General features: G+C 38.8%; 23 protein-coding genes. 6 read left to right on the plus strand and 17 right to left on the minus strand.

Annotated elements, in window-relative coordinates; translation table 11 throughout:
- Positions 1-50: 50 nt before the first annotated feature.
- From CNR22_15210 to CNR22_15225, 4 genes are all read right to left on the minus strand, one after another.
- Complete coding sequence (locus CNR22_15210) at positions 51-590, minus strand: YbhB/YbcL family Raf kinase inhibitor-like protein (protein PBQ33069.1); 540 nt, start codon at positions 588-590, stop codon at positions 51-53.
- A gap of 166 nt (positions 591-756) precedes the next feature.
- The gene (locus CNR22_15215; GenBank protein ID PBQ33070.1) at positions 757-2,820 is read right to left on the minus strand and encodes a hypothetical protein; all 2,064 of its coding nucleotides are present in this window, start codon (positions 2,818-2,820) and stop codon (positions 757-759) included.
- A 218-nt stretch (positions 2,821-3,038) separates the two neighbouring features.
- Positions 3,039-3,473: a hypothetical protein gene (locus tag CNR22_15220; protein ID PBQ33071.1), complete on the minus strand. Its 435-nt coding sequence runs from the start codon at positions 3,471-3,473 to the stop codon at positions 3,039-3,041.
- A gap of 128 nt (positions 3,474-3,601) precedes the next feature.
- On the minus strand, positions 3,602-3,823 hold the full coding sequence (locus tag CNR22_15225) for a hypothetical protein (protein ID PBQ33072.1): 222 nt from the start codon (positions 3,821-3,823) through the stop codon (positions 3,602-3,604).
- On the opposite strand from CNR22_15225, the gene CNR22_15230 reads away from it, so the two are divergent.
- A complete protein-coding gene (locus tag CNR22_15230; protein PBQ33073.1) occupies positions 3,822-4,217 on the plus strand; it encodes a hypothetical protein in 396 nt (131 codons plus the stop codon). The two genes, CNR22_15225 and CNR22_15230, sit on opposite strands and share 2 nt — an antisense overlap.
- 78 nt (positions 4,218-4,295) lie before the next feature.
- A complete protein-coding gene (locus CNR22_15235) occupies positions 4,296-5,162 on the plus strand; it encodes an MBL fold metallo-hydrolase (GenBank protein ID PBQ33074.1) in 867 nt (288 codons plus the stop codon).
- Positions 5,163-5,165: 3 nt separating this feature from the next.
- Here CNR22_15235 and CNR22_15240 read toward each other — a convergent pair whose 3' ends face one another.
- The 4 genes from CNR22_15240 to CNR22_15255 all read right to left on the minus strand — a co-directional run bounded on the left by CNR22_15240 (position 5,166) and on the right by CNR22_15255 (position 9,287).
- Positions 5,166-5,759 carry a hypothetical protein gene (locus CNR22_15240; GenBank protein ID PBQ33075.1) on the minus strand — a complete coding sequence of 198 codons (594 nt, stop codon included), beginning with the start codon at positions 5,757-5,759 and terminating at the stop codon, positions 5,166-5,168.
- A 361-nt stretch (positions 5,760-6,120) separates the two neighbouring features.
- Positions 6,121-8,073 (minus strand): potassium transporter Kup, encoded by a 1,953-nt coding sequence (locus tag CNR22_15245; GenBank protein ID PBQ33076.1) that lies wholly within the window; start codon positions 8,071-8,073, stop codon positions 6,121-6,123.
- Between the two features lie 109 nt (positions 8,074-8,182).
- Positions 8,183-8,620, minus strand: a complete 438-nt coding sequence (locus CNR22_15250) for a polyketide cyclase (protein PBQ33077.1) — start codon at positions 8,618-8,620, stop codon at positions 8,183-8,185.
- Between the two features lie 97 nt (positions 8,621-8,717).
- Positions 8,718-9,287, minus strand: coding sequence for a cyclic nucleotide-binding protein (locus CNR22_15255; GenBank protein PBQ33078.1), 570 nt, complete (start codon positions 9,285-9,287; stop codon positions 8,718-8,720).
- Between the two features lie 126 nt (positions 9,288-9,413).
- Between CNR22_15255 and CNR22_15260 the strand changes: the two genes are divergently transcribed.
- Entirely contained in the window at positions 9,414-10,283 is an 870-nt protein-coding gene (locus CNR22_15260) for a cation-efflux pump (protein PBQ33079.1), read from the plus strand.
- A gap of 745 nt (positions 10,284-11,028) precedes the next feature.
- Here the strand turns inward: CNR22_15260 and tsaB are convergent.
- Positions 11,029-11,715 carry a tRNA (adenosine(37)-N6)-threonylcarbamoyltransferase complex dimerization subunit type 1 TsaB gene (gene tsaB / locus CNR22_15265; GenBank protein ID PBQ33080.1) on the minus strand — a complete coding sequence of 229 codons (687 nt, stop codon included), beginning with the start codon at positions 11,713-11,715 and terminating at the stop codon, positions 11,029-11,031.
- A 19-nt stretch (positions 11,716-11,734) separates the two neighbouring features.
- On the minus strand, positions 11,735-13,084 hold the full coding sequence (locus CNR22_15270) for an efflux transporter periplasmic adaptor subunit (protein PBQ33081.1): 1,350 nt from the start codon (positions 13,082-13,084) through the stop codon (positions 11,735-11,737).
- 205 nt (positions 13,085-13,289) lie between these two features.
- Here CNR22_15270 and CNR22_15275 point away from each other — a divergent pair, with 205 nt between their 5' ends.
- Together CNR22_15275 and CNR22_15280 are read left to right on the plus strand one after the other, a co-directional pair.
- Positions 13,290-15,335: a thioredoxin domain-containing protein gene (locus tag CNR22_15275; protein PBQ33082.1), complete on the plus strand. Its 2,046-nt coding sequence runs from the start codon at positions 13,290-13,292 to the stop codon at positions 15,333-15,335.
- Positions 15,328-16,308 carry a hypothetical protein gene (locus CNR22_15280; GenBank protein ID PBQ33083.1) on the plus strand — a complete coding sequence of 327 codons (981 nt, stop codon included), beginning with the start codon at positions 15,328-15,330 and terminating at the stop codon, positions 16,306-16,308. The genes CNR22_15275 and CNR22_15280 overlap by 8 nt, the downstream gene beginning before the upstream one ends.
- A gap of 179 nt (positions 16,309-16,487) precedes the next feature.
- Here CNR22_15280 and CNR22_15285 read toward each other — a convergent pair whose 3' ends face one another.
- From CNR22_15285 to CNR22_15315, 7 genes are all read right to left on the minus strand, one after another.
- On the minus strand, positions 16,488-17,606 hold the full coding sequence (locus CNR22_15285; GenBank protein ID PBQ33084.1) for a hypothetical protein: 1,119 nt from the start codon (positions 17,604-17,606) through the stop codon (positions 16,488-16,490).
- 42 nt (positions 17,607-17,648) lie between these two features.
- On the minus strand, positions 17,649-18,164 hold the full coding sequence (locus tag CNR22_15290; GenBank protein ID PBQ33085.1) for a peptidylprolyl isomerase: 516 nt from the start codon (positions 18,162-18,164) through the stop codon (positions 17,649-17,651).
- A 58-nt stretch (positions 18,165-18,222) separates the two neighbouring features.
- The gene (locus CNR22_15295) at positions 18,223-19,029 is read right to left on the minus strand and encodes a TIGR00159 family protein (GenBank protein PBQ33086.1); all 807 of its coding nucleotides are present in this window, start codon (positions 19,027-19,029) and stop codon (positions 18,223-18,225) included.
- Positions 19,030-19,044: 15 nt separating this feature from the next.
- Positions 19,045-19,950, minus strand: a complete 906-nt coding sequence (locus tag CNR22_15300) for an exopolyphosphatase (protein PBQ33087.1) — start codon at positions 19,948-19,950, stop codon at positions 19,045-19,047.
- A complete protein-coding gene (ppk1, locus tag CNR22_15305) occupies positions 19,950-22,058 on the minus strand; it encodes a polyphosphate kinase 1 (GenBank protein ID PBQ33088.1) in 2,109 nt (702 codons plus the stop codon). The genes CNR22_15300 and ppk1 overlap by 1 nt, the downstream gene beginning before the upstream one ends.
- Positions 22,059-22,086: 28 nt before the next feature.
- Positions 22,087-22,593 (minus strand): phosphohistidine phosphatase, encoded by a 507-nt coding sequence (locus CNR22_15310; GenBank protein PBQ33089.1) that lies wholly within the window; start codon positions 22,591-22,593, stop codon positions 22,087-22,089.
- Positions 22,594-22,770: 177 nt separating this feature from the next.
- Complete coding sequence (locus CNR22_15315; GenBank protein PBQ33090.1) at positions 22,771-23,175, minus strand: GxxExxY protein; 405 nt, start codon at positions 23,173-23,175, stop codon at positions 22,771-22,773.
- A 428-nt stretch (positions 23,176-23,603) separates the two neighbouring features.
- Here CNR22_15315 and CNR22_15320 point away from each other — a divergent pair, with 428 nt between their 5' ends.
- A complete protein-coding gene (locus tag CNR22_15320) occupies positions 23,604-24,767 on the plus strand; it encodes a hypothetical protein (protein ID PBQ34919.1) in 1,164 nt (387 codons plus the stop codon).
- Positions 24,768-24,875: the final 108 nt, after the last annotated feature.

The following is a 24,875-nucleotide window of genomic DNA, read 5'->3' on the forward strand; positions in this document are numbered from 1 at the left end:
AATAAAAAAAGCTCCTGGTGGAGCTTTTTTTATTTTATAAAAATGAAATTTTATTGTTTGGCGTACATCACAATAGATGCTTTGCTGAGCATGTTATTGTTGAGGTAAAATCCAACCATGGCCGGCGAGGCGTTTTTATCGAGTTCAATTTTACTTTTCAGGGCATAAACGGTTATCAGGTACTGATGCGGTGCACCGGGAGGAGGACAAGGCCCACCATAACCTGGTTTTCCGAAATCGGTAATACTTTGAATAGCTTCTTTTGGAGCCAGTTTTTTTGCAACTTCCCCGGCACCTGATTTTAATTCTGTAACTGTAGCAGGAATATTAAAAATTACCCAATGCCACCAACCACTCCCGGTTGGAGCATCTTTATCGTACATGGTTACTGCAAAGTAAGTGGTGCCTTCAGGAGCATTCTCCCACGAGAGTTGAGGCGACACATTCTGACCGCTGCAACCCATGCCGTTAAAAAATTGCTTTTGTGCAGCCTGGCCACCAATATCACTGCTTTTTAAAGTAAATGTCTGAGCAGTTGTAGCTCCAATAAAAAGCACATACGCTGAAAGGATGGAAAGTAGTTTCTTCATGTGTGTAAATTTATATGTTAAATAAAATACTAATGTAATAAATAGAAAGATGCCGACAATGGCCCATAAAAAAAAAGGACTAAGTTGCGAAGAGCTTAGTCCTTTTTAGTTTTAACTGTTAGTTCCCCTCCAGGAACTTATTAATTTATGAGCATTCCTGCTCCTTTTATTTAAAAATAATTACTTTTTGCTGAATGCGTTGTTCCTGGTTTTCACCAATAATAAAGTAAATGCCACTTGCAAGATCTGAAACAGAAGTTTCGTAAGCGTTTTTTTCGTCCAGACTAAGAGTAGCAACAACCTGGCCAATCTCGTTTATTACTTTTAGAGCAATGGCACTGGTAGCCTTAATAGTAAAGGCACCGTTGTTTGGATTTGGATAAACAAGCACAGAACTTAAGTTAGAGTTAAACTCTCCTATACCGCTACAAGTGCTTACGGTAACTGTGTAAAGCGCTTTTCCAACACAACCATTTAAATCTGTAGAAGAGTAAACCAGCGTATGATTTCCTGCACCAGCAAGGGTAGGAGAGAATACTCCAACACTGGAAGTACCCGGTCCGCTATAGATACCTCCTATTGGCTGCGCATTTAAATAAAGGGTTGCACTATTCACACAGAATGTTTTTTTGGTTGTAGAGAAAGCGGGAGTTGGCAGTCCGTAAATAGCTACAGAAGAAAGTTTTTGAACCGTACACCCATTGGCATCAGTATATGCGTAAGTTACCGTTTGTGTTCCTACACCTGCAACTGATGGCGTGTAAACCGAGCCGGTTACGCCAAGCCCCGTAAAAGTACCATTAGATGGTGTAGCGGTTAATACAAAAGTATCTGAGTTAGCACAAAGCGAATTAGGACTCAAAGTGAAATTTACAACCGGTAGTCCGTTAACAACAATTGTATTGGTAACACTGCTTGTGCAGCCATTGTTATCGATCACAGTATAAGAAACTGTTTTTGTTCCAATACCAGAAATATTAGGAAAGAAAGTACCTGTATTAACACCCGTACCAGAATAATTTCCATTAAGAGGTGCTGCATCCAGAGGAAGAGCAGCAGCATTCAAACAAATAGTTGGCGGCATGGTAAAAGTAATGATCGGTAAAGGATTCACCTGTATGCTGATGCTACCCGTACGGTAACAATTGAGTGAGGTATATCCACCAACAGTATAAGTGGCGCTGGTGCCAGGGTTTACAACTTGTGTAGACGTGTTTACCGCGTTACTCCAGGTATAGGTAGAAGCACCTGAAGTTGTTAGTGTTATGCTTTTTCCTGCGCAAACGGTATAAAAATTAGCACTAACCGAAAGTGAGGGTTGTGCCACTAAAGATTGCGTAACACTTACTGTAGTGATCAGAGCACAGGCGCTTCCGCCTCCATCCTGTGAAATAATGCTGTAAGTTCCTACGCCAAGATTGCTAACCATAGAACCAGTTTGAGCAGATGCCGTAGACCATGTGTAGGTATACGGACCTGTGCCACCAGTGGCATAAATACTTGCTGTTCCATCTATACCACCAGCGCACGAAACCGGTGTGCTAACCGCCGTATAACTTGGCATGGCTGCTCCTGAAATAGCGAGAATAACATTACGCGGGGTGCCACCGTTTGAAAACTTTACATTTTTTACGTTTTTTGAACGATTGGTACAAGTAATGGGAAGATTCAACGCAAACATTTTGCTTCCTGAACCGTTTGAAGGAGTTGTTCCTGTTCTGTTTACACGGTCAAAGTCAGAAAGAATAAGCACACCGTTGTTTTGAAACCAATCGGAAAGTGACTGGTTCGTAAAAACCTGGGTTGTATTATCGGTAAATCTAACGGTTACAGTCATAGTACCGTTTCCTTCCGTTGAAAAACATAAAAGGCTTAATCCTGAATAGGGAGCCGGGGTTACAAGTGACAAAGAATCTACTGTTACAGTTGCAGTTGTAAAACAAACGTTGTTGGCCGTGTAAGGTGCCAACTGGTAACTATAAGTTCCGCTTGTAATAACACCGTTGTTTGGCAAACCGTACGTCGAGCTATAAAGAGCTCCGTAGGCGGCGCTGTACAAAACATAATTACTGCCGTCTATAGGACCGCTGGTTGTAGCCAGCGCAGTTGTTGCTTCTGCTACAGCATCAAAATTATAGCCAGTTAAAGCAATGGGTGAAAAAGATTGTGCGGAAGATTTTCCGATGCAAAACACAATGCATAAGGCAAGTAGAGTAATTGATTTCTTCATTTTTTTGGATTTATACTCCCAAATATAAACTCTTAAATCGATTTAGTAAAATTTTTAACGTTAGGTCGTTTGCCAGGTTTTGAGATGCGAATTCTCCATTAGGCCGGATGACAAAGCCTTAGGGAGCAACGTAATAAATACAGCGCCTAAAACGAAGAAGATTTTATTTTAGATTTTATTTTAGATGCACTAAAAGACTAAATAAAAGGAAAGAGATGCTATTTACCGGCTCCCCGATTTATTTCAGGTGACTTATCGCGAACTTTTATCAAGTATCCGTGTAATCGTGTCGACGAAAATTTTGCATAAACGATCTGGTAACGGTATTCAAATCGAAATATCTTTTCTGTTAAAGGGTGTGTAAAATTAAAAGGAATGGGCTTTTCGAGTCCTTCTTTAGCAAGACTTAATGATTGTTTTACGGCTTGCAGATCATTTCCGTCGAGGTAGGTCTCTAAAAGATGATCAATGTTGGTGGTTCCAAAGTCAAATTGTAAACGCTCCTTTAAACCTTCATGAAAAAAAACTTCCCTGTTTTCAAGGTCCACTTCCATAGAGGTGGATTTGCTTATCATTTCTCTTCTGTTTTTCCAGTTGAGAGACGGATTGGCGGTGTTGGGGTTTTCTTTAGAGGTCTTAGTTTGTTTTTTCATAAGGTATAGAACAGGAATTTTTTACAGGGTTCTTATACAATCCCGATTAGCTTTATGTACGCTAATTCCTGCCGTCTTCATTTTTAAGTGGTATTAACGCGGGTAAAATACATTATTTTTTAATGCAATTACCAGGCATCTCTATTTTTTTTACAGGAATTTTCGTGTGTTTTTGAAAATACAACTACTGAGGTAGTTAAGCCCTTGATTGAAACACAGAGATCCTGTGTCAAATTAAAAAAAGCGAAAGGCGTATCTAAAACTCTATGTTCGTAAAATCTTTCTGTTCTGCCGCAATTGCTACAAATCATAGCCTCCTTTTCCCTGCTAAGCTTGTATTTTTGAGACATGGAACTGGTGATAAAATTATATAGCGACAAGCCTTCTAAAATCGGTATAAAATATCCCAACGAATACACCGCTGTGAGAGCATACGAAGAGATCTTTCATAAAAATGGCGGCGAAATCTTTTCATTGAAAATAGAATTTGTAAAAGAACGTTTAACCTTAACGTTAATTTCTGACGAAACCGGTGAACGTGTTATCTACAAAGAACTGGAGTATAAGTTAGAACACCTTAAAAAACTGCAGGCATTTATACAAGAAGGGGCAGATCTTGAATTTGTGCATGTGTTCAGTAAGGTTAATATTCTCTATCTGGCTAAAGCTTTTCGCAGCAAAAAATTTATCAAACTGAGTTCTTACGAGATTATTGGTCCGGCTAATTTTGCTAATGGCTTTTAGTTTTATAATAACCTGCAGGGATTACAAGTTTTAATAACATGTTTAGTCACAAACCGCTTAATTTCTTTTCTTTGTAATATGTCTCTTTTTATAGCCTCTCTCAATTCAGGAAGTAACGGCAATTGTTATTACGTAGGTAATGAACATGAAGCTATTCTTGTTGACATTGGCATTTCCTGCCGCGAGGTAGAAAAGAGACTTTTGCGCATGAACCTGGACGTAAAAAAAATCAAAGCGGTTTTTATTTCTCACGAACACTCCGATCACATTAAAGGTGTTGAAGTGTTTTCACGCAAACATAAATTACCGGTTTATATTACGCGCTCTACTTTAATCTCAGGCAAGCTTCTGTTGCATGAAGAATTGATCCTTGAATTTAAAGGCTATCAAACTATAAAAATTGGAAATTTGGAAATTACAGCATTTCCTAAATTTCACGACGCGTCTGATCCACATAGTTTTATTGTCTCAGGAAATGGCGTCACTATTGGTGTTTTAACGGACATTGGTTCTGTATGCGGACATGTGATCGATAATTTTAAACAATGTCACGCTGTTTTCCTGGAAGCCAATTACGATGAGGTAATGATGGAAGAAGGTAATTATCCCTACTTTCTAAAAAGAAGAATTATGGGAACGCATGGTCACTTATCTAACACGCAAGCCCTCGAACTTTTTTTAAATTACAGTTCTCCTTCGTTGAGTCATGTTTTATTATCCCATTTGTCAAGAGATAATAATTCTCCGCAACTGGTTAAAAATTTATTCGAACAACATGCAGGAACTATCAAAGTAGTGGTAGCGTCCCGCGATTACGAAACAGATGTTTTTCATATTCTTGCAACTGCTGTTGCTGAAGCAGCCATTCCTCTGGCCTTGCCTGCCGGTGCACCAAAAAAAATGCAGGCACCCCTTCAGGCACCTGCACAAATATCTCTTTTTTAGCCCTTATTGAAAATTCAGCGTTTCTTTCATCTTAAAGCAACGTTCTGCTTTTCTTAATTTATTTGCCAGTAAAGGAATGATGAATTTCTCAAGTTCTGAATTATAAAATTCAATTGTTCGATTCATGTTAAAAACGCTGTCATTAATGAATTTTTTAATGAGATCGTACTCGCGTTTCACGAGGGCTGTTGCGCCTGGACTCAGTTCTTCCATATCATGATTGGTATTAATTTCAAAACTCATAACATTTGCTTTTACCGAAATACGAAGCGGAAAGGGAAGGTAAGATTCATGAAAGGGTTTTAGTCCTAAAAAATACGTGTTGCCTGTCACCACTAACGAATATTCTGCGTAAAAATTAGAACGGTCGCGATAAGGACGGTCAACGAGGTCAACAATCTTATTCGCAAACGAAATATCCAGGTTTTTAAATTTGTAGGCAGTAACGGTTTTTTGCACCAGTTCGTCAAAACTGAATTTATACATCAGCGCTTCAATATCGCTCATACGATCAATATCTGAAGCAATGTCGGAGAATTTTTGCAAGGCATAAGTCTCAAAGGGCTTTTCCCCAAATAAGTGAAATGTTTTGTTCATGAAGTTTGTCTATTTATGTGTCTTATAAATTAAACTATTTTTTTTGGAAATGGTTGCATCCAGCGCTACCAGCTGCGGTGTTAATAGTCTTAAATTAGGTGAAAACTTATTTTAATGCGGTAAAACAGAAAGTTAAAATAATGGCATCCGCACTATCACAGCGATTCAGGAAATAAGTGCCCCCGATAATTTAGTAAACGGAATGAAAAAAATACCGTGGTAGATTTTAAAGCAGATTACAACCATCCAATCCGGTGAAATTCAAATTTACAGCAGGTAAATCCCCTGGTGTCAATTTTTTAAGGGATCATCCTATAATAAGTTCGGATAGCTATCGGTATCAGCGTCAAACAAGCAGATCCTAATTGATCCGTCGCATCGCCATCTCCTTAGGCTGGCTAATCACCATGGGAAATTGCTCGACTTTCACCGAACTGCTGTCTAGTCCAAATGCCTTAGCCTCACTCAAACTGAAATGCTTCATGATGAAATAAATATTGAGTATAAGTTTTTCGAAAGCAGGAAGATCGTTGTCGTAGGAAAGGAATTTTTCGACTACCACAAATTTGAAATCGCCAATCACATTGTTTTTATTCAGTGATTCGTAGCGACTGGTGATGTCTACTTCTTTATTTTTTACCAGATCTTCCACTACTTTTCTGAATAGCAAATTTATTTTCGGAGCTACGCGAAATCCTAATCGAAAGTCGATCCGGATAATGTCATCTGTTGCCACATGTTTTACTTTATACTCCATGCGGTAAGGCTCATCTGCCACATCCACATGCAAAAACCAATAAATATCAGCGCGCTTCGGACGCTTCTGCAAAATCGAATAAATTATTTTTGATTCTATCTCTTCAGGATTATTTGCGCTGGTCATGTAAATAAGATGCGTGGCATATTTTGTAAGAGACTCGTCGTGACTCAGGTCGATGATTTTTTGCTGATGATCGGCCAGGTTTACCATTTCTACATAGCGTTTCCGGATTCTTTTTGCAAGATGCCACACGGTCATTACGAAAATAAGCACTAAGGCAAGAACAACGGTGATCCACCCACCGTGTAAAAACTTACTAAGGTTTGCGGCAAAAAAAGAAACCTCTATGATCAGAAAAAAAGTAATGATGAAATAGATAAAATACTGGTTGTATTTTTTCATGTGCAGGTAAAAATTCAACAAGGTTGTGGTCATCAACATAGTTAACGCAATGGCCAGACCGTAGGCATGCTGCATATTTTTTGATTCCTTGAAAAATAAAACAACGCCAATACACCCCAACATTAAAAACCAATTGGCAGAAGGAATATAAAGTTGTCCTTTTAAAAGGGAAGGGTGCTTTACTAAGACTTTTGGCCAGAGATTTAAACGGATAATCTCATTTATAATGGTAAAAGATCCGCTGATCAATGCCTGCGAAGCCACAACGGTTGCTATGGTGGCCATCCCGATTCCAAAAGGAATAAACCATTCGGGCATGCTCAGGTAAAAAGGATTTCCTCCTTTAAAAGATTGTAAGGTCATGCCTTCATGTGCAAGGAGCCAGGCCGCCTGGCCAAAATAATTCAGCAGAAGCATTGCTTTTACAAATATCCAGCTCACACGAATATTTTTTCTGTTGGAATGACCCATGTCTGAATAAATAGTTTCGGCACCTGTAGTACATAAAAAGATCGCGCCAAAAATGGTAAAGCCATAAGGATGTGTCACCAGAAGTTTATAGGCATACATGGGATTGAGGCAGTACAAGACACTCCAGTCATTCTTTAACTGGTAGATGCCTATAGCGCCGAGCATAAGGAACCACAGACTCATAAAAGGTCCGAAAGGCTTCCACATAAACCCGCTGCCGAATTGTTGGAGGAAAAATAAAAGAAATAAAATACCGAGCACAAACGGAACCGTTTTAAGATGGGGATTGTAAAAATGCAAACCCTCAATGGCTGCAGAAATAGAAATGGAAGGAGTAATAACACCATCGGCAAGCAAAGCGCTGCCACCTATCATGGCGGGAATAAGCAACCATTTGAAACGTGTACGTCTTAACAAAGCGTATAATGAAAAAATCCCGCCTTCCCCTTTATTGTCTGCCCGAAGCGTAAGAATAATGTACTTTACAGTCGCCTGAAGTGTGAGAGTCCAGAAGATAGCGGAGATGGAGCCTCTCACAATGTCAGCACGAATTTCACTTTCTCCGAAAATAGCGCTCATCACATAGAGTGGGGAAGTGCCAATAGCGCCATAAATAATTCCCAGCGAAATTAATATGCCATTCATCGTAATTTTTCTTCGGTCTTGATTCGGATTTGGCATAACCTGGCTTTTTATATAGGATTTAAAATTACTATAAAAAAAGCTGATCTGGTAGGATAAATGAAACTAGTCTCCGGTGGTGAAACCTTATGATAAATCAATAAAATACTTACAAAGTTTCTGCTCTGTTTTTCAGTTTTTCATTCATCAGCTTAAAGCCATTTACTGTATTTACGTCGAGCATTTTAGTGAGAAGTGGCACAAGTATACCATTAAATTTTTCGCGTTGAATAAAAAGTGTACTTCCATCAGCCAGATCTTTTAATTCGAAAATATGCTCTCCGTCAAAAATTCCTGGTAGAAATAACCGGCCTTTCCAGCGGAACACTTTAAGTGGGCTGACTTCTAAAACAGTGGGACGCATGGTCATTCCTTTTTTACCTGGAGGAAGGAAACGCACTTGTAGTTTTTCATGAGCGAGGGCCTGCCCACTAATCGCCGTTAAAAAAGGATTCCAGCTGGAATAATTTTTAAAGTCCATTAAGATGCTCCATATTTTCTCTTTAGATGCATAGATCTGTATTTCTGTTCTGATTTCTTTTGACATGTTGTTTGTTTTTTACATCACAAAGGTCGGTCGCAAAAGCATTCATGCTCTTGATCTGGATCAAGAAAATAAACGTGCCAAATGTGCAAGTGAAAATCTACTGAAGTGTTTTTTTACGAAGACGACTGAAAGTTTCAGGTGTCATACCCAACATGGAAGCAAGGTATTGCAAAGGTACCTGGTTAAAAAGTTCTTTATTTTTTTCGTAGAAAAGCAGGTAACGTTCTTCTGCGCTCATAGAAAGGTGACTAAAGATGCGGTCTTCCAACATAGAAAAGCACTTGGCAATAAATAATTTTTCAACCTCATGCCAGCGTGGAATAAGATTGCCAATCTCATCATAATTTTTTTTATCTATGGTGTAAAGTTCGCAGTCGCTCAGCGCTTGTATGTTCCAGCGCGCGGGGGCGTTAAAGACGAGGCCGGAGAGGTCTGTTATAAAAGAAGCTTTAGCAGAAACCCATTGTGTAACTTCTTTTTCCGGAGTTTTAACATACACGCGAAGTATGCCTGACTTTATAAAACTCATTTTCTCACAAGGCCTTCCGCTCTTAAGATAAAAATCGCCCTTGTTAAGAATCTCTTCTTTAAAAAGTAGGCTCAAAGTTTGAAGGTCTTTTTCGTGGATTGCAAAATAAGAATGTATGTATTGCTGAAGTTCAGTCATTACTAGTCTGCTATTTTTTCCTGGCAACTCTATAAAAGTAGAAGAGGCCTGGCCGCGTTCTAAAATACAAAACTAATAGCAAAAATAAACAGGAGCTTTTAACCATAAAAAAATTAATTTAGCGGCGTGGAACTCGAAGAAAAAGCAATAAAAACAACTTACCTGAGTATCTTCGGTAACCTGGGATTGGCTATTATTAAAGGTATTACGGGGTACTTCGGAAATTCTTATGCGATGATAGCCGACGCCATTGAATCGGTTTCTGATATTTTTTCTTCACTGCTGGTTTTATTTGGATTAAAATACGCAAGCAGGCCGGCAGATAAAAATCATCCTTACGGGCATGGAAGAGCAGAACCTTTGGTTACTTTTTTGGTTGTAGGTTTTTTAGTGGCCTCAGCAGTTATCATTGCCTGGCAAAGTGTTGAAAACATTCAAACCCCACACGATCTGCCCCGACCTTTTACATTAATTGTTTTAGGAGTTATTATCGGCATTAAAGAAACATTTTACCGTATTGTAAAGCGCAGGGGCGAACAAACGCATAGTTCGGCTATTAAAGCCGACGCCTGGCACCACCGCAGTGACGCTATTACTTCTCTTGCAGCTTTTATAGGAATTTCTATTGCGCTCATTTTAGGAAAAGGATACGAATCGGCCGATGATTGGGCCGCACTTTTTGCTTCCGGAATTATTTTATATAACAGTTACCTGATTTTCCGACCGGCCCTGGGTGAGATCATGGATGAACAACTTAACGACGATCTTATTATCCGTATCCGGAATCTCTCAATACAAGTAGCAGGGGTAATCGATACAGAAAAATGCCTGGCGCGTAAAACAGGGATGAAATACCATGTAGACTTACACATTATTGTCGATGCCGGAATTACAGTGCGCGAGGGTCATGTAATTGCACATAATTTAAAAGATTATCTTCAACAAGAAATTATCCAGTTGGCCGACGTACTTATTCACGTTGAGCCCAATGATTAGCTTCCCTGCTAAGCGCACTGGCCTTAACATCCACACACTGTTAATCCTGCTCAAAGTGACAGTCGGCTTATAAAATCACACTTTACTCGGCAACCAAGCACAGGCACTGAGCTTTCATAGCTGTATTGCGTCATTTCGGGCATAATTCTAAAATGCAGAAAGCGCGAAAAAATTTCCGCGCCTTCCTCTTTTTTTTGGGTAAAAAATCTTCAGTCTACTTAATAACTAATAACTAATAATAATGATGATACAAAGTAAAGGTATTTCACTAAACTATTTTTCGCTAATTGGTAGTTGGTGCTTTTAAATTGATAAAAAGCAGTTTTTAGTTTGTGGAGTGTTTTTATGAAACTATAAAATGCCGGATCCCCCGATTTTAAAGACGTTTAGAGATAATTTTTTTAGAAGTTTTATTAAAATGCATACCCCTTAAAGGGGATGATTTTGATTTTTAAAACAGAATAGTTGAATGAGATGATAGTGATTAGTGCAGATTAATTTTTGGCCTCCTGTGAGATAAAAAAAAAAGCGCGAAATCTCTCCCGCGCAGTTTTCTTCCTTATTTGGGTTTTGCTCGTCTTTTTGGGTAAAAAATCTACAAAACAATGTCGTTAGTTATACAACTGTGTTACAAAGAAACGACTATACGGCGAGGTATTTTGCTCTACTTTGCGGATGGCACGATCTGCTTTGTGAAAAGCGGGTTTAAACTTGTGGAAGGTTTGGGGGTTTCGCTCTGCGAATGTTAAATCTTGTCTTTTTTCTTCAAAATCATAAAGTCCTTTAGGTAAAAGGGCTCAAAGTAGGCAAGGTTTTCAAAGGTTTTTGCCTGAAATTTGTTAAATGTGAGTTTTACCATGTTTTTTGCGGAAGGGTAAATGTTTTCGATAAATGCCGCATTTGACCTGGTTTCTAAAAGACTTTTACATTTCGGCATGCCATCACCTAAATAATAGATCTTAGAATAGGCATTGAATTTTGTGCTGCTGTTTTCGTCAACAATAAGGGCTTCAACGGCACTTTGAGAATTCAGCTTCCAGTCGTAAACCGCTGTGTAAATCTCCATCCTTCGTGCATCAATCATCGGGCAATAAAAGGCTTCTTCTTGTACCTGCTCAAAGGCAGCGAATGCCATAAGTTGCAAGGTGTCGATGCTGATAAGCGGAATGTTCAGGGCATAGGCGAGTCCCTTAGCGGTACTAACTCCAATGCGCAAACCGGTATACGAGCCCGGACCTTTGCTCACCGCAATGGCTGACAGATCCTTTGCTTTGATGCCACTTTCTTTTAAGCCTTGTTCTATAAAAAGATGCAGATTTTCGGCATGTGTAAAACCTTCGTTTAACTCACGTGAAAAAATAAGCTCGCCGTTGTTCGAGATAGACACGGAGCAAACAGTAGTAGCTGTTTCAATATTTAAAAGGTAGATCAAGAAAACAAAATTACGATTCTTACTTCGTATCTGCTTTATACAAGTCTTCTTTTTTAACCACTTTTACTTTGCTCTTGTCTTTTAAAGTTTTAGAAACGGCGCTGTATGGACCACAAACAATTACATCCCCTTTTTTTATACCTGAACTAATTTCAATATAATCGTTATCCTGGATACCTGTTTTAACTTCTACCTGCTTGATGGTTTCTTTTTCGAGAATAAAAACATATTCTTTTATTTTCTCTTCTGATTTCTTTAGCTCTTTATCTTCATTCTCATTTGTTACCGTAATCTGCCTGTCATCCTCATCAGGTTTTTTTGTATCTACTGAGTCTTTATTCCTGGTAGTTACTGCCTGAATTGGAATGGTGATCACTTTAGATACGCGCCTCGTTTGAATATCAACACTGGCACTCATTCCCGGACGAAAAGGAATAAGGTTTTTATCATTCACTAAATACCCATACGATTCTCTCAGCATACGGATTTTAACCACGAAATTGGTTACCTGGTCCACCGATATACCCGTAGCATTCGAAGAGTTTGCAATCTCTGTGACTATGCCTTTGAATTTTTTATCCATGTAAGCATCCACTTCAATAATGGCCGTATCGTTTTTGTGCACTTTAATAATATCATTCTCATTCACTTCTACACTTACTTCCATTTCGTTGAGGTTGGCCAGACGCATAATTTCTGTTCCGGTCATACCGCTAACTCCCACCACACGTTCTCCTTTTTCCACACTTAGTTTAGAAACAGTAGCATCTACAGGCGAATAAATATAGGTTTTCTCCAAATTGGTATTGGCCTCCTTTAAAGAAGCTTCACTGCTTTGAATATTAAATTGCCCGGCGTTTACATTGGCTTCCAAAGATGCAACGTTTGCTTTGGCGCCTTCGAACTGAGCTTTTAAAGCATCAAACTCTTGTTGTGAAATAACGTTTTGTTCAAGTAATTTTTTATTGCGGTTATAAGTAGCTTCGCTGTTGGCCAGGCTAGCTTTGGCTTGTACCAACTGCGCTTTTGCACTTTGTAAATTTGCTTTGGTTGTATTTACAGAAGCATTCACGCGATCGAACGCGCTCACGTATAAATCGGGACGGATGCGGCAAAGTAAAGCTCCTTTTTTAACCTGATCGCCTTCTTTTACCATCATCTCCGTAATTTCACCACTCACATCACTACTGATCTTTAATTCCGTTTCCGGTTGAATTTTTCCGGTAGCAGACACCACTTCTACAATACTACGAACGGCCGCATCTTCGGTATAAACTTCTGCAGGTTTATTGCCCTTCGCTACTTTAACAAGCACGATCGAAGCAATCGCAACAACTCCTATGATAATAATCCAATAAATTCTCTTCATAATTCCATGTATTTTACTCTAAAAATTTCGCATTTTGCTACTTCCGGCGGTTTCTTCCTGTGACAACAATCCGTGAAATTTGCGTCATCTGCTGCAAAGTTGCTTCGATTTTTCTCCAAATTTAACTATTAATAAAAGTAATTGATTAAAACCATGCGTAATTTTAGGGGCTTAGAACAGGATTATTACCATTTATAAAAATTACATGTCGTCCAGCCAAAATAAAACGCCTAACAGCCTTATTCACGAAACGAGTCCCTATTTGTTGCAACATGCTTACAATCCTGTAAACTGGTTGCCTTTTACAGATGAGGCTTTTGAAAAAGCTAAAAAAGAAAATAAACCTGTATTGGTTAGCATAGGCTACAGCGCCTGCCACTGGTGTCACGTTATGGAACACGAGAGTTTTGAAGATGCGGAGGTGGCTGAGTTAATGAATAAACATTTTGTTAATATTAAAGTAGACCGCGAAGAACGCAGTGATGTGGATATGCTCTACATGCAGGCGGTGCAACTGATGACGGGGCAGGGTGGCTGGCCGTTAAATTGTTTTGTACTTCCCGACGGACGCCCCTTTTACGGGGGAACGTATTTTAATAAAAACCAATGGCTGAATATTTTAAGAAACCTGGCGGATATTCATTCCAGCGATCCGAAAAAAGTACAGGAGTATGCAACGGAACTTACTAACGGTATTCGTCAGTCAGAACTTTTAACGACGACTAACAAAAAGAAGGAAGTTTTTACCAAAGAAATCCTTAAAGAAAGTGTGGCAAAGTGGAAAGAGCGGATGGATAATGAAGAAGGCGGGCCTAACCGCGCTCCGAAATTTCCTTTGCCTTCAAACTATCTGTTTTTGCTGAGGTATGCGATTCTCGAAAAAGATAAAGCTCTACAGGAACATGTGGAACTGACTTTGCGTAAAATGGCTTTCGGTGGAATTTATGACCAGTTACACGGAGGGTTTTCGCGATATAGCACCGATATGCTCTGGAAAGTACCGCACTTTGAAAAAATGCTATACGATAATTCGCAGCTTGCGTCTTTGTACTGCGAAGCTTATACACATACTAAAAACGACTTATATAAAGAGACCGCTATCGGGACACTTGAATTTGTAGAGAAGGAATGGTTGACAGAAGAAGGTGCTTTTTATTCGGCTTACGATGCCGACAGCGACGGGGAAGAAGGGAAATATTACGTCTGGAATGAATTGGATCTGAAAGATCTGCTTGGTGAAAATTATCCGCTCTTCTCAAATTATTTTGAGATCAACGACAAAGGCTATTGGGAACATGGAAATTATATTCTTATGCGTTCTGAAAACCTGGCGCAGATTCTGGTGAAATTTAATCTGACGAAAGAACAAGTCGTCGAAAAAATAAATGCCTGCAAAGAAATTTTAAAACAGGAGGCTAAGTCACGCATTAAACCCGGACTCGACGACAAATCCATTACATCGTGGAATGCTATGATGTGCACGGCTTTTGCGAAAGCTTATCTTGCTTTTGGGAATAAAAAATACAAGGAGATTGCGCTGCATTCGCTGAATTTTATTTTGAAAACGCTTTCCAAACCAGATGGAACGTTATTTAGAACCTATAAAAAGGGTACTGCGAAGATTGACGGATTTTTGGAAGATTACGCCTTTACCATTGAAGCCTTGATTCATTGTTATTTAATTAGCCAGGACGAAAGTTATTTGCAGAAAGCGAAAACCATGACGGAATTAACTCTGAAACATTTTAAAAATCCTGACAGCGACCTGTTATTTTATACAGATAATTCTTCCAGCGATTTGATAACCAAAACAACGGAAACCAGCGACAATGTGATTCCAGCTTCTAATTCACAAATGGCTTTAAATCTGTTCCAGTTAGGAACCTATTTTAATGGCAACGATCCTATCACTATCGGTTGGGTAGAACGTTCTGAAGCCATGCTTTCTAATTTCGCAGATGAAATAAAGAAATATGGTGCTGGATACAGCCATTGGGGAAATCTCGCTTTACATTTAACATATCCCTTTAAGGAAGTTGCAATTGTTGGTAACAATGTTGATGAAAAGTTGCAGGAGCTATACAAACAAGGCATTACAAATGCGATTTTCGCTGTACATGCTGATGCATCTGAGCTGCCCTTGATAAAGGACAGGTTTGTAAGTGGTAAGACTTTATTTTATGTCTGCGAAAACAAAACCTGCCAATTGCCGGTTAGCTCGGTGGAAGAAACAGTAAAACTACTTGGGTAAACATTTTTTCATAGTCCTTTTTATCTCTGCGCTGTCCTCTGTTGCGCAAGTCCTGATTCCTACGCCAGAAACGGCTTTTGAACTCCAGCATAATTTTAATCCTGAAGTGATAAAGCAGAAGGGTATAAAAAAAATTACGTTTGAGATCATTGATAAAAAAGATTTTGAAGTGGCTGTAGATAAAAGCCTTATCGAAACTTATGAATTTAATGCCGAGGGACGTCTTTCTCGTTTTTACTTTACCATCATCGTTAAAACAAACGAAAAACAGATCACGCGGGTTAACCGTAAGGGACAATCGGTTTCTCACAGCATAAACGATTACCTCTACGACACCGTTAGCACTACCTATTTTTATTCGGGAAATAACCTGATTCTGAAACGTTACCACGATGGTATAAATTATTACGAAGGCCGCTATTACCGCTATGACAGTCTTGGTAACCTCACCAAAGAGTCACGTTTTAAAGAAACAAATAATAGTACCGACCGTTCTCTTTTTATTTTAGGGAACCAAGTGTTATTAAGCGAAGATAGTTTTCAGTATAAAAAATTCAGCTCGGGACAATTAAAATGTACTTTTTTAAACAATGAGAACCGTCCCTACAAAGAACGCATTACCAACTTTGATAGTCTGGGCAGGAAAAAAACGGAGAACGAAAATTATACTGCAGCTTCCTGGATCATGCAGGAGAGCAAATATGAGTACAAAGGAAAACATTTAGTGTCAGCACAGTTTGAAGGCAATGCGGGAAATAAAGTCCTGGTAAAAAACACTTACGAGTACGACGACATGGACGAACTTTATACTGAGAAACAATTTAAAAACGACGTTCTGCAAAAAGAAATAAGTTACGTCACCAACAAAGGTGATAGTCTTTTAAACTCCATTGTGATTCGCGATCCCAATAACAAGAGCATACGCATTGTACGCCTGAAATACGATTTCGGGATGATAGGAAAGACCAAGTGATTTTTATACCCTGATTAAGGAGAGTGATTAACTGTGCGCCGGTTCTAAGAACCGGATAACAAAGCCCTTTAATTTTACAGGCTTATTCATTAAAATTTTATTTTTAAAGACGGTAATGTCTGCAGGGTAGGCGTGTAGGTGACTAACATCATTTTATGCTTGTCTTAAAGTGCCGTGATTTATTTTATAAGTTGTTTTCTTAACCATTTACCAAGTGGCTTCTCTATGTAGTTATAGATCCATAAAGAAAAACTTACAAATAAGATTATGATCACCACAGGAAAGAGTGGGCTTAACGTTCCAAAGAAAGAACCGAATTTATGGATAAAAAGCACTCCGAGGTTTTCGTGAATGAGATAGAGGGAATAGGAGGCAACGCCAATGGAAGTAAGCACCTTAGATTTAAGAAATCTAAGTTTTTCGGGATAATAAATAAATGTAAGAAAGCTTGCCATCATAAGTACAATAAGCATTTGCATCCTAAGAGAATACCAGGCATCTACAATTAGAAAACTCACTGTAAAGCAAAGTGCAAGCATGGTTAGCCAGGTGTGGGTTCTGGAAAAGATCTGGTAAAAAAGCACGCCCGCTAAAAACCATAATAAGGTTGTTGGGAAATAAAATAAGTGTGTAATCCAGTAATCATAACTTTTTTCAAGGTAGATGTTATGCGGAAGGTTAAAAAAATTCTGTCCTTTTACATCCAGCATCAACCTGTTAAGCAAATAAATGATAATACAAATCCAGGTAAACCTGTTAAAGAATTTAGTTTTGTTTGTAAAGTAAATGGCACTAGCGAGTACATAAAATTGAATCTCCGGCCACAACGACCAATAACTTCCGTTTACATAATTTCCTTCGATGTTTGCAAATTTAAGGATGCGGTCGAGTACCAAGGGGTTAAGGAAAGTAAGACTGTAACCTACATTTTTAAGCTCATGACTGTTTGGTAAAATAGGTTCCGTGTCAAAGATTAAAAAAAGAAAGTAGGTAACAAAAGAGCAAAATAACATCGCGGGAAAGAGCCGGATGAATCTTTTTTTCCAGAAGTCAAAAAAACTTGTTGTATTCTTGAGCGTATAGGCTATTACAAAGCCCGATATAATAAAGAAAAACTCTACGCCTAAATATCCATAAGAAAAAAAGTCTTCTGTTCCTTCGTAGGGATATAAATTTCTTACATAATGATTTGTACCCCAACGTGTGTAATAGTGGTAAAGTACAACACTAAAAATGGCAATAAAACGGAAGCTGTCTAAAACGTCTATTCTATTGCCATCTGGGGTTTTTTGTGTCATATAAATCTAACCTTGAAAATTAAGCTTCAAGGTAAAGGGGGTTTAGTGATGGTGATGCCCACCTGGTCCGTGTACATGACCGTGTTCTAATTCTTCAGATGTAGCTTCGCGCACATCCAGTACTTCACCGATAAAATGCAAATCGTGACCAGCCAGAGGATGATTAAAATCCATTTCTACATCTGTATCAGAAATTGTAAGCACGCGTCCCATTAAAGGATTTCCTTCTGCGTCGCTCATTTCCAGGTCTTGTCCAACTTTCACACGTACATCGTCAAATTTGCCATCCACGTCAAAAGCTGCTTTATCGATTTTTACAACGTAATCTTTTTCGTAGTTACCGTATCCGTTTTTTGCGCTGATCTTAAAGTCGAATTTATCGCCTTTTTGTTTTCCGTTTAAGCTTGTTTCAAAGTCCGGAAGAACGCTGCCATAACCGAATAAAAACACAAACGGATGTTCAGTGCTAGTCTCTTCAATTAATTGTTCAGGCTCATTATTTTTACTTGCAGTTAAATAGTAGTTAACCGAAACTGCTTTGTCATCTGAAATCGTCATGTCTAAAGTTTTTTTATTGGGATTGAATTTACGGAAATTATACCGATTCGGAATAAAATTAAATAAGATGCTTGGTGTTTTTTTCCAACAGGTACAGGAGTTTTTCGCGGGAAAGATCGGGTTTTATTTCCCCATGTAATGTTAAAGAAACAGCTCCGGTTTGCTCACTTACAGCTATAGCCATGGCATCTGTATTTTCGGTAACTCCTACGGCAGCGCGGTGGCGCATGCCGAAATGTGCTGGAAAATTTTCTTTCTCAGTTACGGGTAATACGCATCTTGCGGCAACAATGCGGTTATCCACAATAATTACAGCTCCGTCGTGAAGCGGCGAATTTTTAAAGAAAATGTTTTCAAGCATCCGGCTGCTCATTCCCGAATCAACAACTTCTCCTGTGGCTATAAAAAATTTGAGGTCCGATTTGCGGGCAATAATAATCAAAGCGCCCGTTTTGGTAAAGCTCATATTAAAACAGGCCTCAGCAAGAGCGTCCATGTCCAGGATAATATTTGTCTCGGTTACAGAAGAGCCGAATTTAAAAATCCCTCTCCAGTTTCTGTTACGTAAAAATTCGTTTGATCCTATGTAGAGAAGAAACTTGCGGATCTCCTGCTGGAATACGATCATGATGGCGATGACCCCTACGTTTACAAATTTTCCAAGAATGGATGAAAGTAATTGCAGGTCGAAAGCTTTAATGACGATGTACACAAAATAAATCAGTGCAAGACCAACGAAAATATTTATGGCTGAAGTGCCCTTTACCAGGTTATAAGCCAGGTAAAGGATAACCGCTACCAGGAGTATATCAATGGCATCGTTCAGTCCAAAAGTGATAAAGTTTATGATGGTTAATGAGGTCAATGTCGGTTCTTAAATTTATTTAGTTTCTGACTGTTTCGGATTTTTTTTAAGATGGTCTTCGTAAAGCTGATGCACAAGGCCGTCAGAAAGCCCAACTTGTGGTACAAATACTTTTTCAATATCGGCATTTTTCATGACGGTTAAAAAAATCCTGGCGGCAGGAATAATTACATCGGCACGGTCAGGTTTTAAATCCAGTCTTTCTACACGTTCCTGGTAGGTATAAGAACAAAGCATGTCGTAAATATTTTTGAGTCGCTCGTAACTCAGATGTTTGGTTTCTTTTTTTCCACTCATCTTAAAAATTTTATTGATGTTTCCTCCCGACCCAATGGCCGATAGAGGATGAATACCAATAGTATTACGTTTGAGCCAGGCTTTCATTTCTTCCCATTCTTCTTTATTTACTTTGTCAAGAAGCATCCGTACGGTTCCGATATTGAAAGATTTTGCGGCAATAACTTTATTGTCGTAGTACAAAGTCAGTTCGGTGCTTCCACCGCCCACATCAATATATAAATAAGCGTGTTTTGGATTTAGTAGTTCTTCAATGTGATTAGAGAAAACAAGTGCCGCTTCGTTTTTACCGTCAATAATTTCCACGGTAATTCCAGCTTCGGTTTTAATTCTTTCAATAATTTCCATCCCATTACTGGCATCGCGCATGGCGCTGGTGGCAACGGCCCGGAAGTTTTGAACGCCATAAGCTTTTATAAGTTCCGAAAATCCTCTTAATGCGGTGATGAGCCTGTCTGCTTTTGCCGGGCTTATCTTCCCTTGTAAAAAAACATCTTCTCCTAAACGGATCGGCATACGGATCAGCTCTTCTTTACTGAAATGAGGTTTCCCATCAACCGTGTAAACTCTGCAAAAAAGTAAGCGCATAGCGTTACTTCCAATATCTATTGCTGCAAAAACCATTAGCTGTGTGTTAAAGTTCTGGATTTAATGATTTGTGTTGGTTGTTGCTTATCGTTTTTTAAATACCTGTAAATTTCATCCTGCACGCGCACTTTCTTTTCGCCTGGTTTTGCTTTTTTATAATGGTTTTCCTGGCGACGGTCTAAGATACGGACTTTGGTATTTCCGGATAGCTGAATGTTGATAATGTCTTTTATTTGTTTACGGATTTCCGGGCTATAAATAGGCACTGCTACTTCGCTACGGTTATCCAAATTACGGCTCATCCAGTCGGCCGACGAAATAAATATTTTTTCGTCACCTTTATTGTGAAAAATAAAAACGCGGGTGTGTTCCAGATATTTATCTACAATGCTATAAGCGTGTATATTATCGCTCCAGCCTTCCATTTCTGTCACCAAAGAACATGCGCCGCGTATAATCAGTGTCACTTTCACTCCTGCCATACTTGCTTCATAAAGTTTGGCGATCATTTCTTTATCAACCAGGCTATTCATTTTCAATGTGATCTCCGCCGGTTTTTTGCTTTTTGCATTTCTGATTTCGTTGTTGATCAATTGAACAAATTCTTTACGCATAAAGAATGGCGCAACCAAAAGGTGTTTGAAAGATTGTACCTTGAAGTTGTTCTCGTAAAAATCAAACATCTTAATGAGCTCTCCTGCAATTTCTTTGTTGGCCGTGAGTAAAGAGAAGTCGGTGTATATACGAGAGGTTTTTTCATTAAAGTTACCCGTACCGATATGCGCGTAATGCACTTCCTTGCCGTTTTCGCGAGCGGTAACAACAAACAGTTTGCTGTGCACTTTTAATCCCGGTACACCATAAATAACACGCGCTCCTTCTTCCTGCATCTTATTTGCCCAGTAAATATTATTTTCTTCATCAAAACGCGCCTGCAATTCTACAAGTACGGTTACCTTTTTTCCGTTCTTAATCGCATTAATCAAGGCATTCGCAATTTTGGAGGAATCGGCCACACGGTACAAAGTAATTTTAATACTTTCAACACTCGGATCAATAGAAGCTTCTCTTAAAAGATCGATGATGTGCTTATAAGTATGGTAAGGATAGTGCAATAAAATATCTTTTTGTTTTATCGCTTTTAAAGTGGTAAACGGATTTGTCTCCAGATCTTTATGCAATAAAGCAGGAGGATGATTATAAATAAGTTCTTTTTCGCCAAGATCAGGAAAAGTGATAAAGTTTTTAAAGTTATGATAACGTCCACCTGGAATCGCATTGTCTTTCTTAGCCATGCCAAGTTTTTTCATAATGTACTTTAACATGTCGTCAGGCATAGCTGCATCGTACACAAATCTCACGGGCTGACCCTGCTTACGGGCCTTTACACTTTTCGAGATTTTTTCGATCATACTTTTGCTCACATCGTTATCCAGCTCGAGTTCAGCATCACGGGTCAATTTAATATTGTAGGCCTCAGCTGTGCGAAATCCGAATACTTCAAAAATCTGGTCGGTATTGTAACGGATAACATCGTCTACCAGCATGATGTAATGTTTTTTACCATGTTGAGGTAAAATCACAAAACGCGAAATGTTTTGCGAGGGAATTTCAATTAAAGCGTATTTGTTTTTTTTGTTTGGAACAATGGATTCTAATTTCAGATACATGTAGCTGGCCTTATCCTTCATATAAGGAAAAGGTTTGTTCTCATCTATCATCACCGGGAACAGGTTGGATGCCAGCTCGGTGTTGAAGTATTCAGAAACAAAGATCTTTTGTGTATTGGTAAGTTGTTTTTCGTTGATGATAAAAACATTTTTAGCAGAAAGTTCCACTAAAATTTCCTGGTATATAGTTTCAAAATGATTTTGTTGCTCAATTACTTTCCTTTGCAGGCGCGTTAATAATTCTTTTGGATCTTCTCCATAAACATTCACTGCTTTTTTGCCGAGCTTGGCAAGGCGTTTTACCGTTGCAACGCGCACACGGTAAAATTCATCGCGGTTGTTACTGAAAATTCCTAAAAATTTAAGCCGCTCAATAAGCGGAGTTGTTTTGTCGGAAGCTTCCTGCAAAACGCGTTCGTTAAAGGATAACCAGCTTATCTCACGGTTTATGTAGGGGAATTCTTTGCTTTTCATAATCTTTGTTTTTTGTGCGTATAAAAGCTCAGCCTTTATTTTTAAATTCTTTTGGAAATTGGTAATAGTTTAATTTTCCTTGTTTTTCATCCAGCTCCGACCATTTTTTAATGTCAAAATTATAGGAAACAATGCCACAAGTGGGAATGTCATCAAAAAAAAGATCGTCGCATAAATAGTTACAAATGGTAGTTAACGAAGGATTGTGTCCGAATAGCATAACACTGTTATAACTAGCATCCATCTTCTTAAGAACAGAGAGTAAAGTTTCCAGCGAAGCTTCATAAATTTTTTCTTCCACCTTGATTTTATCCTTGTTTTGTTCTAAAGAACGTGCAAAGATAAAGGCGGTGCTTAATGCTCTGGTCGCAGAACTCGAAAGGATGAGGTCTGGTTTCTTTTTGTTTTTCTCAAACCATTCACTTAAAAAATAAGCGTCTCTGTAGCCTCGTTCGTTCAAATGACGATCAATGTCTTTCAGAAATTCCGTTCCCCAGTCGCTCTTGGCGTGTCGTACAAAAATGAGTTCTTTCATGAGTTATCGATAATTTGAAGTGAAAAGAATTTCTTCGTTGGAGATCCTACACGGAGTTAACCACATAGGTACAAAGGGCGGATAGATAAAACTAACCGCCGAAAGGGGCACATCGGGTTGAAGCTTAGCTTCAACGGGCATCGCCCAAAATTTCATACTCCTGTTGTTTTGCATAAATTAAATCTCGGGTAAAAGTTTAAAATATTCGTTAACATAAGTTTTTTGCCCGTCTTTAAAAATAGTATTGTAATTAAAATTAAGGATCAGGCCTTTCGGTGCCTGAAGCAACTTCATGTAGTTTACAAGCTTCGCTTCAAATATAGGATTATGATCATTAGTGGCTTTTAATTCCACAACCGGGCAATCTCCTACAAATAAATCGCGGCGGAAATTCAGATTTAAATCCTTTGTCTTGTATAAAGCAGGAATTTTGAGTTCCGAGACAAATTTTATCTTTCTTAGAGTTAATTCCTCAATCATACACTGATGGTAAACACTTTCCAATAAACCCCTTCCCATTATTTTGTGGACTTCTATTGCAGCACCAATCACATCCAGCCTTTTCTTTGTCAACTTTTTCATTTTATAAATTCTGGTACCAAACCCGGTAGTTAATTGCCAGAAGTTCTAAAATTGCGCATGCGCAATTCCTATGTGCAACTTTATGCATTTAGGAATTTCCTCTCCAATCTTCGCATAAAAACTATGTGTCTATGTGGTTTAATTAAACAACGTATAAAAGTTAAAAACATTTCAAAGTAAAACTACCTCTCTCAATTCTAAAATTTCCTATGCGCCCCTTTAATCATTTAGTAGGTCCTATGCCATACCGGTGATTCTTAAAAACTCTGTGCCTATGTTGGTTAATTGGCTCCATAACAAAAGGTTAAAAAACATTTCAAAATAACTTACTTTAAGTCATAAATTTACGCAAAACATAATTTGTTATGAGTAATAATTCAACAATTCAGTGTCCTAATTGCAAACACGAATTCGCTATAGAAAACGCACTGTCACAAAAGATTGAAGACGATATCCGCGGAAAATATTTAAAACGGTACAATGAAGACAAACAAAAAATAGAGGCTGAAAAAGCCCAACTGGCCAGGGAAACCGAACAGTTAAAGTTACAGGGCGAAAATCAGGACAGAATATTGCAGGACAAATTGCGTCTGGCAAAAAGCCAACTTCAGGAAGAAGCCATCAAGAAAGCAGCCGGTGAAATGCAGCTGCAAATGGAAATGCTTAACAAAGAATTAACGGAGAAATCGCAAAAGCTTAAAGCCAGCGAGAAAAAGGAACTCGAGCTAATGCAAAAAGAAAAGCAAATCAAAGAAAGGGAAGAAAGTATGAAGCTGGACATGGAAAAACAAATGTTAGAGCGACAGAAAGAGATAGAAGACCGCGTTAAAAAAATGGAAAGTGAACGTTCTGACCTTAAAATTAAAGAGTTGGAAAAAAAATTGGCCGACCAGGTGGATCTGGCAGAAACCATGCGTCGAAAGGCAGAGCAGGGCAGTATGCAATTACAGGGTGAAGTTTTAGAGCTCGCATTAGAAGAATTGTTGCGAAGTAGTTACCCTTTTGACAGCATTGAGGAAGTAGCTAAGGGGGTTAGAGGGGCAGATTGCATGCAGCACGTACACAATACGATTGGTCAGTTATGCGGGAAAATAATTTACGAGAGCAAACGCACCAAAGCCTTTACAAACGAGTGGATTGAGAAACTGAAAAAAGACATGCGCGCTCAACAGGCCGACATTGCAGTGATTGTAACAGAAACACTTCCAAAAGATATGGAGGCATTCGGCTTTCGCGACGGCGTGTGGATTTGTCGCTTTGCGGACGTAAAACCTTTGTCTTTTTTACTGAGAGACAGTCTTATTAAAGTGTATGGAGCAATGGTAAGCCAGGAAAACAAAGGGGATAAAATGCAACTACTTTACAATTACCTTACCGGCAACGAATTCAACCAGAATGTTTTAGCCATTACCGAGGGTTTTGTGGCATTGCGAGACAGTATTACCCGTGAAAAAATTCAGATGGAAAAAATGTGGAAGGAACGCGAAAAACAACTGGATAAGGTGCTTCTCAATACAAGTCTTTTTTATGGTTCTATCAAAGGCATTGCAGGTAACGCCATCAGCGACATTAAATTACTGGATGGTGAGTAGAAATATAAAAAAGAGAGACTCTTAACCAGTTAGCCAAGAGATGCTGAGGGACAAGGTGGAAAGTTCGGTTTCTTCTCAGTATGACTTTTAAAACCTTTTGAGAGGCTC

The organism is Sphingobacteriaceae bacterium (assembly GCA_002319075.1).
GTDB lineage: Bacteria > Bacteroidota > Bacteroidia > B-17B0 > Aurantibacillaceae > Aurantibacillus.

Excerpts from the sequence above, each read along its gene's own strand:
- CNR22_15210 (PBQ33069.1), bottom strand. The coding sequence starts at position 590 with ATGAAGAAACTACTTTCCATCCTTTCAGCGTATGTGCTTTTTATTGGA.
- CNR22_15215 (PBQ33070.1), bottom strand. The coding sequence starts at position 2,820 with ATGAAGAAATCAATTACTCTACTTGCCTTATGCATTGTGTTTTGCATC.
- CNR22_15220 (PBQ33071.1), bottom strand. The coding sequence starts at position 3,473 with ATGAAAAAACAAACTAAGACCTCTAAAGAAAACCCCAACACCGCCAAT.
- CNR22_15230 (PBQ33073.1), top strand. The coding sequence starts at position 3,822 with ATGGAACTGGTGATAAAATTATATAGCGACAAGCCTTCTAAAATCGGT.
- CNR22_15225 (PBQ33072.1), bottom strand. The coding sequence starts at position 3,823 with ATGTCTCAAAAATACAAGCTTAGCAGGGAAAAGGAGGCTATGATTTGT.
- CNR22_15235 (PBQ33074.1), top strand. The coding sequence starts at position 4,296 with ATGTCTCTTTTTATAGCCTCTCTCAATTCAGGAAGTAACGGCAATTGT.
- CNR22_15240 (PBQ33075.1), bottom strand. The coding sequence starts at position 5,759 with ATGAACAAAACATTTCACTTATTTGGGGAAAAGCCCTTTGAGACTTAT.
- CNR22_15245 (PBQ33076.1), bottom strand. The coding sequence starts at position 8,073 with ATGCCAAATCCGAATCAAGACCGAAGAAAAATTACGATGAATGGCATA.
- CNR22_15250 (PBQ33077.1), bottom strand. The coding sequence starts at position 8,620 with ATGTCAAAAGAAATCAGAACAGAAATACAGATCTATGCATCTAAAGAG.
- CNR22_15255 (PBQ33078.1), bottom strand. The coding sequence starts at position 9,287 with ATGACTGAACTTCAGCAATACATACATTCTTATTTTGCAATCCACGAA.
- CNR22_15270 (PBQ33081.1), bottom strand. The coding sequence starts at position 13,084 with ATGAAGAGAATTTATTGGATTATTATCATAGGAGTTGTTGCGATTGCT.
- CNR22_15275 (PBQ33082.1), top strand. The coding sequence starts at position 13,290 with ATGTCGTCCAGCCAAAATAAAACGCCTAACAGCCTTATTCACGAAACG.
- CNR22_15285 (PBQ33084.1), bottom strand. The coding sequence starts at position 17,606 with ATGACACAAAAAACCCCAGATGGCAATAGAATAGACGTTTTAGACAGC.
- CNR22_15290 (PBQ33085.1), bottom strand. The coding sequence starts at position 18,164 with ATGACGATTTCAGATGACAAAGCAGTTTCGGTTAACTACTATTTAACT.
- CNR22_15300 (PBQ33087.1), bottom strand. The coding sequence starts at position 19,950 with ATGGTTTTTGCAGCAATAGATATTGGAAGTAACGCTATGCGCTTACTT.
- ppk1 (PBQ33088.1), bottom strand. The coding sequence starts at position 22,058 with ATGAAAAGCAAAGAATTCCCCTACATAAACCGTGAGATAAGCTGGTTA.
- CNR22_15310 (PBQ33089.1), bottom strand. The coding sequence starts at position 22,593 with ATGAAAGAACTCATTTTTGTACGACACGCCAAGAGCGACTGGGGAACG.
- CNR22_15315 (PBQ33090.1), bottom strand. The coding sequence starts at position 23,175 with ATGAAAAAGTTGACAAAGAAAAGGCTGGATGTGATTGGTGCTGCAATA.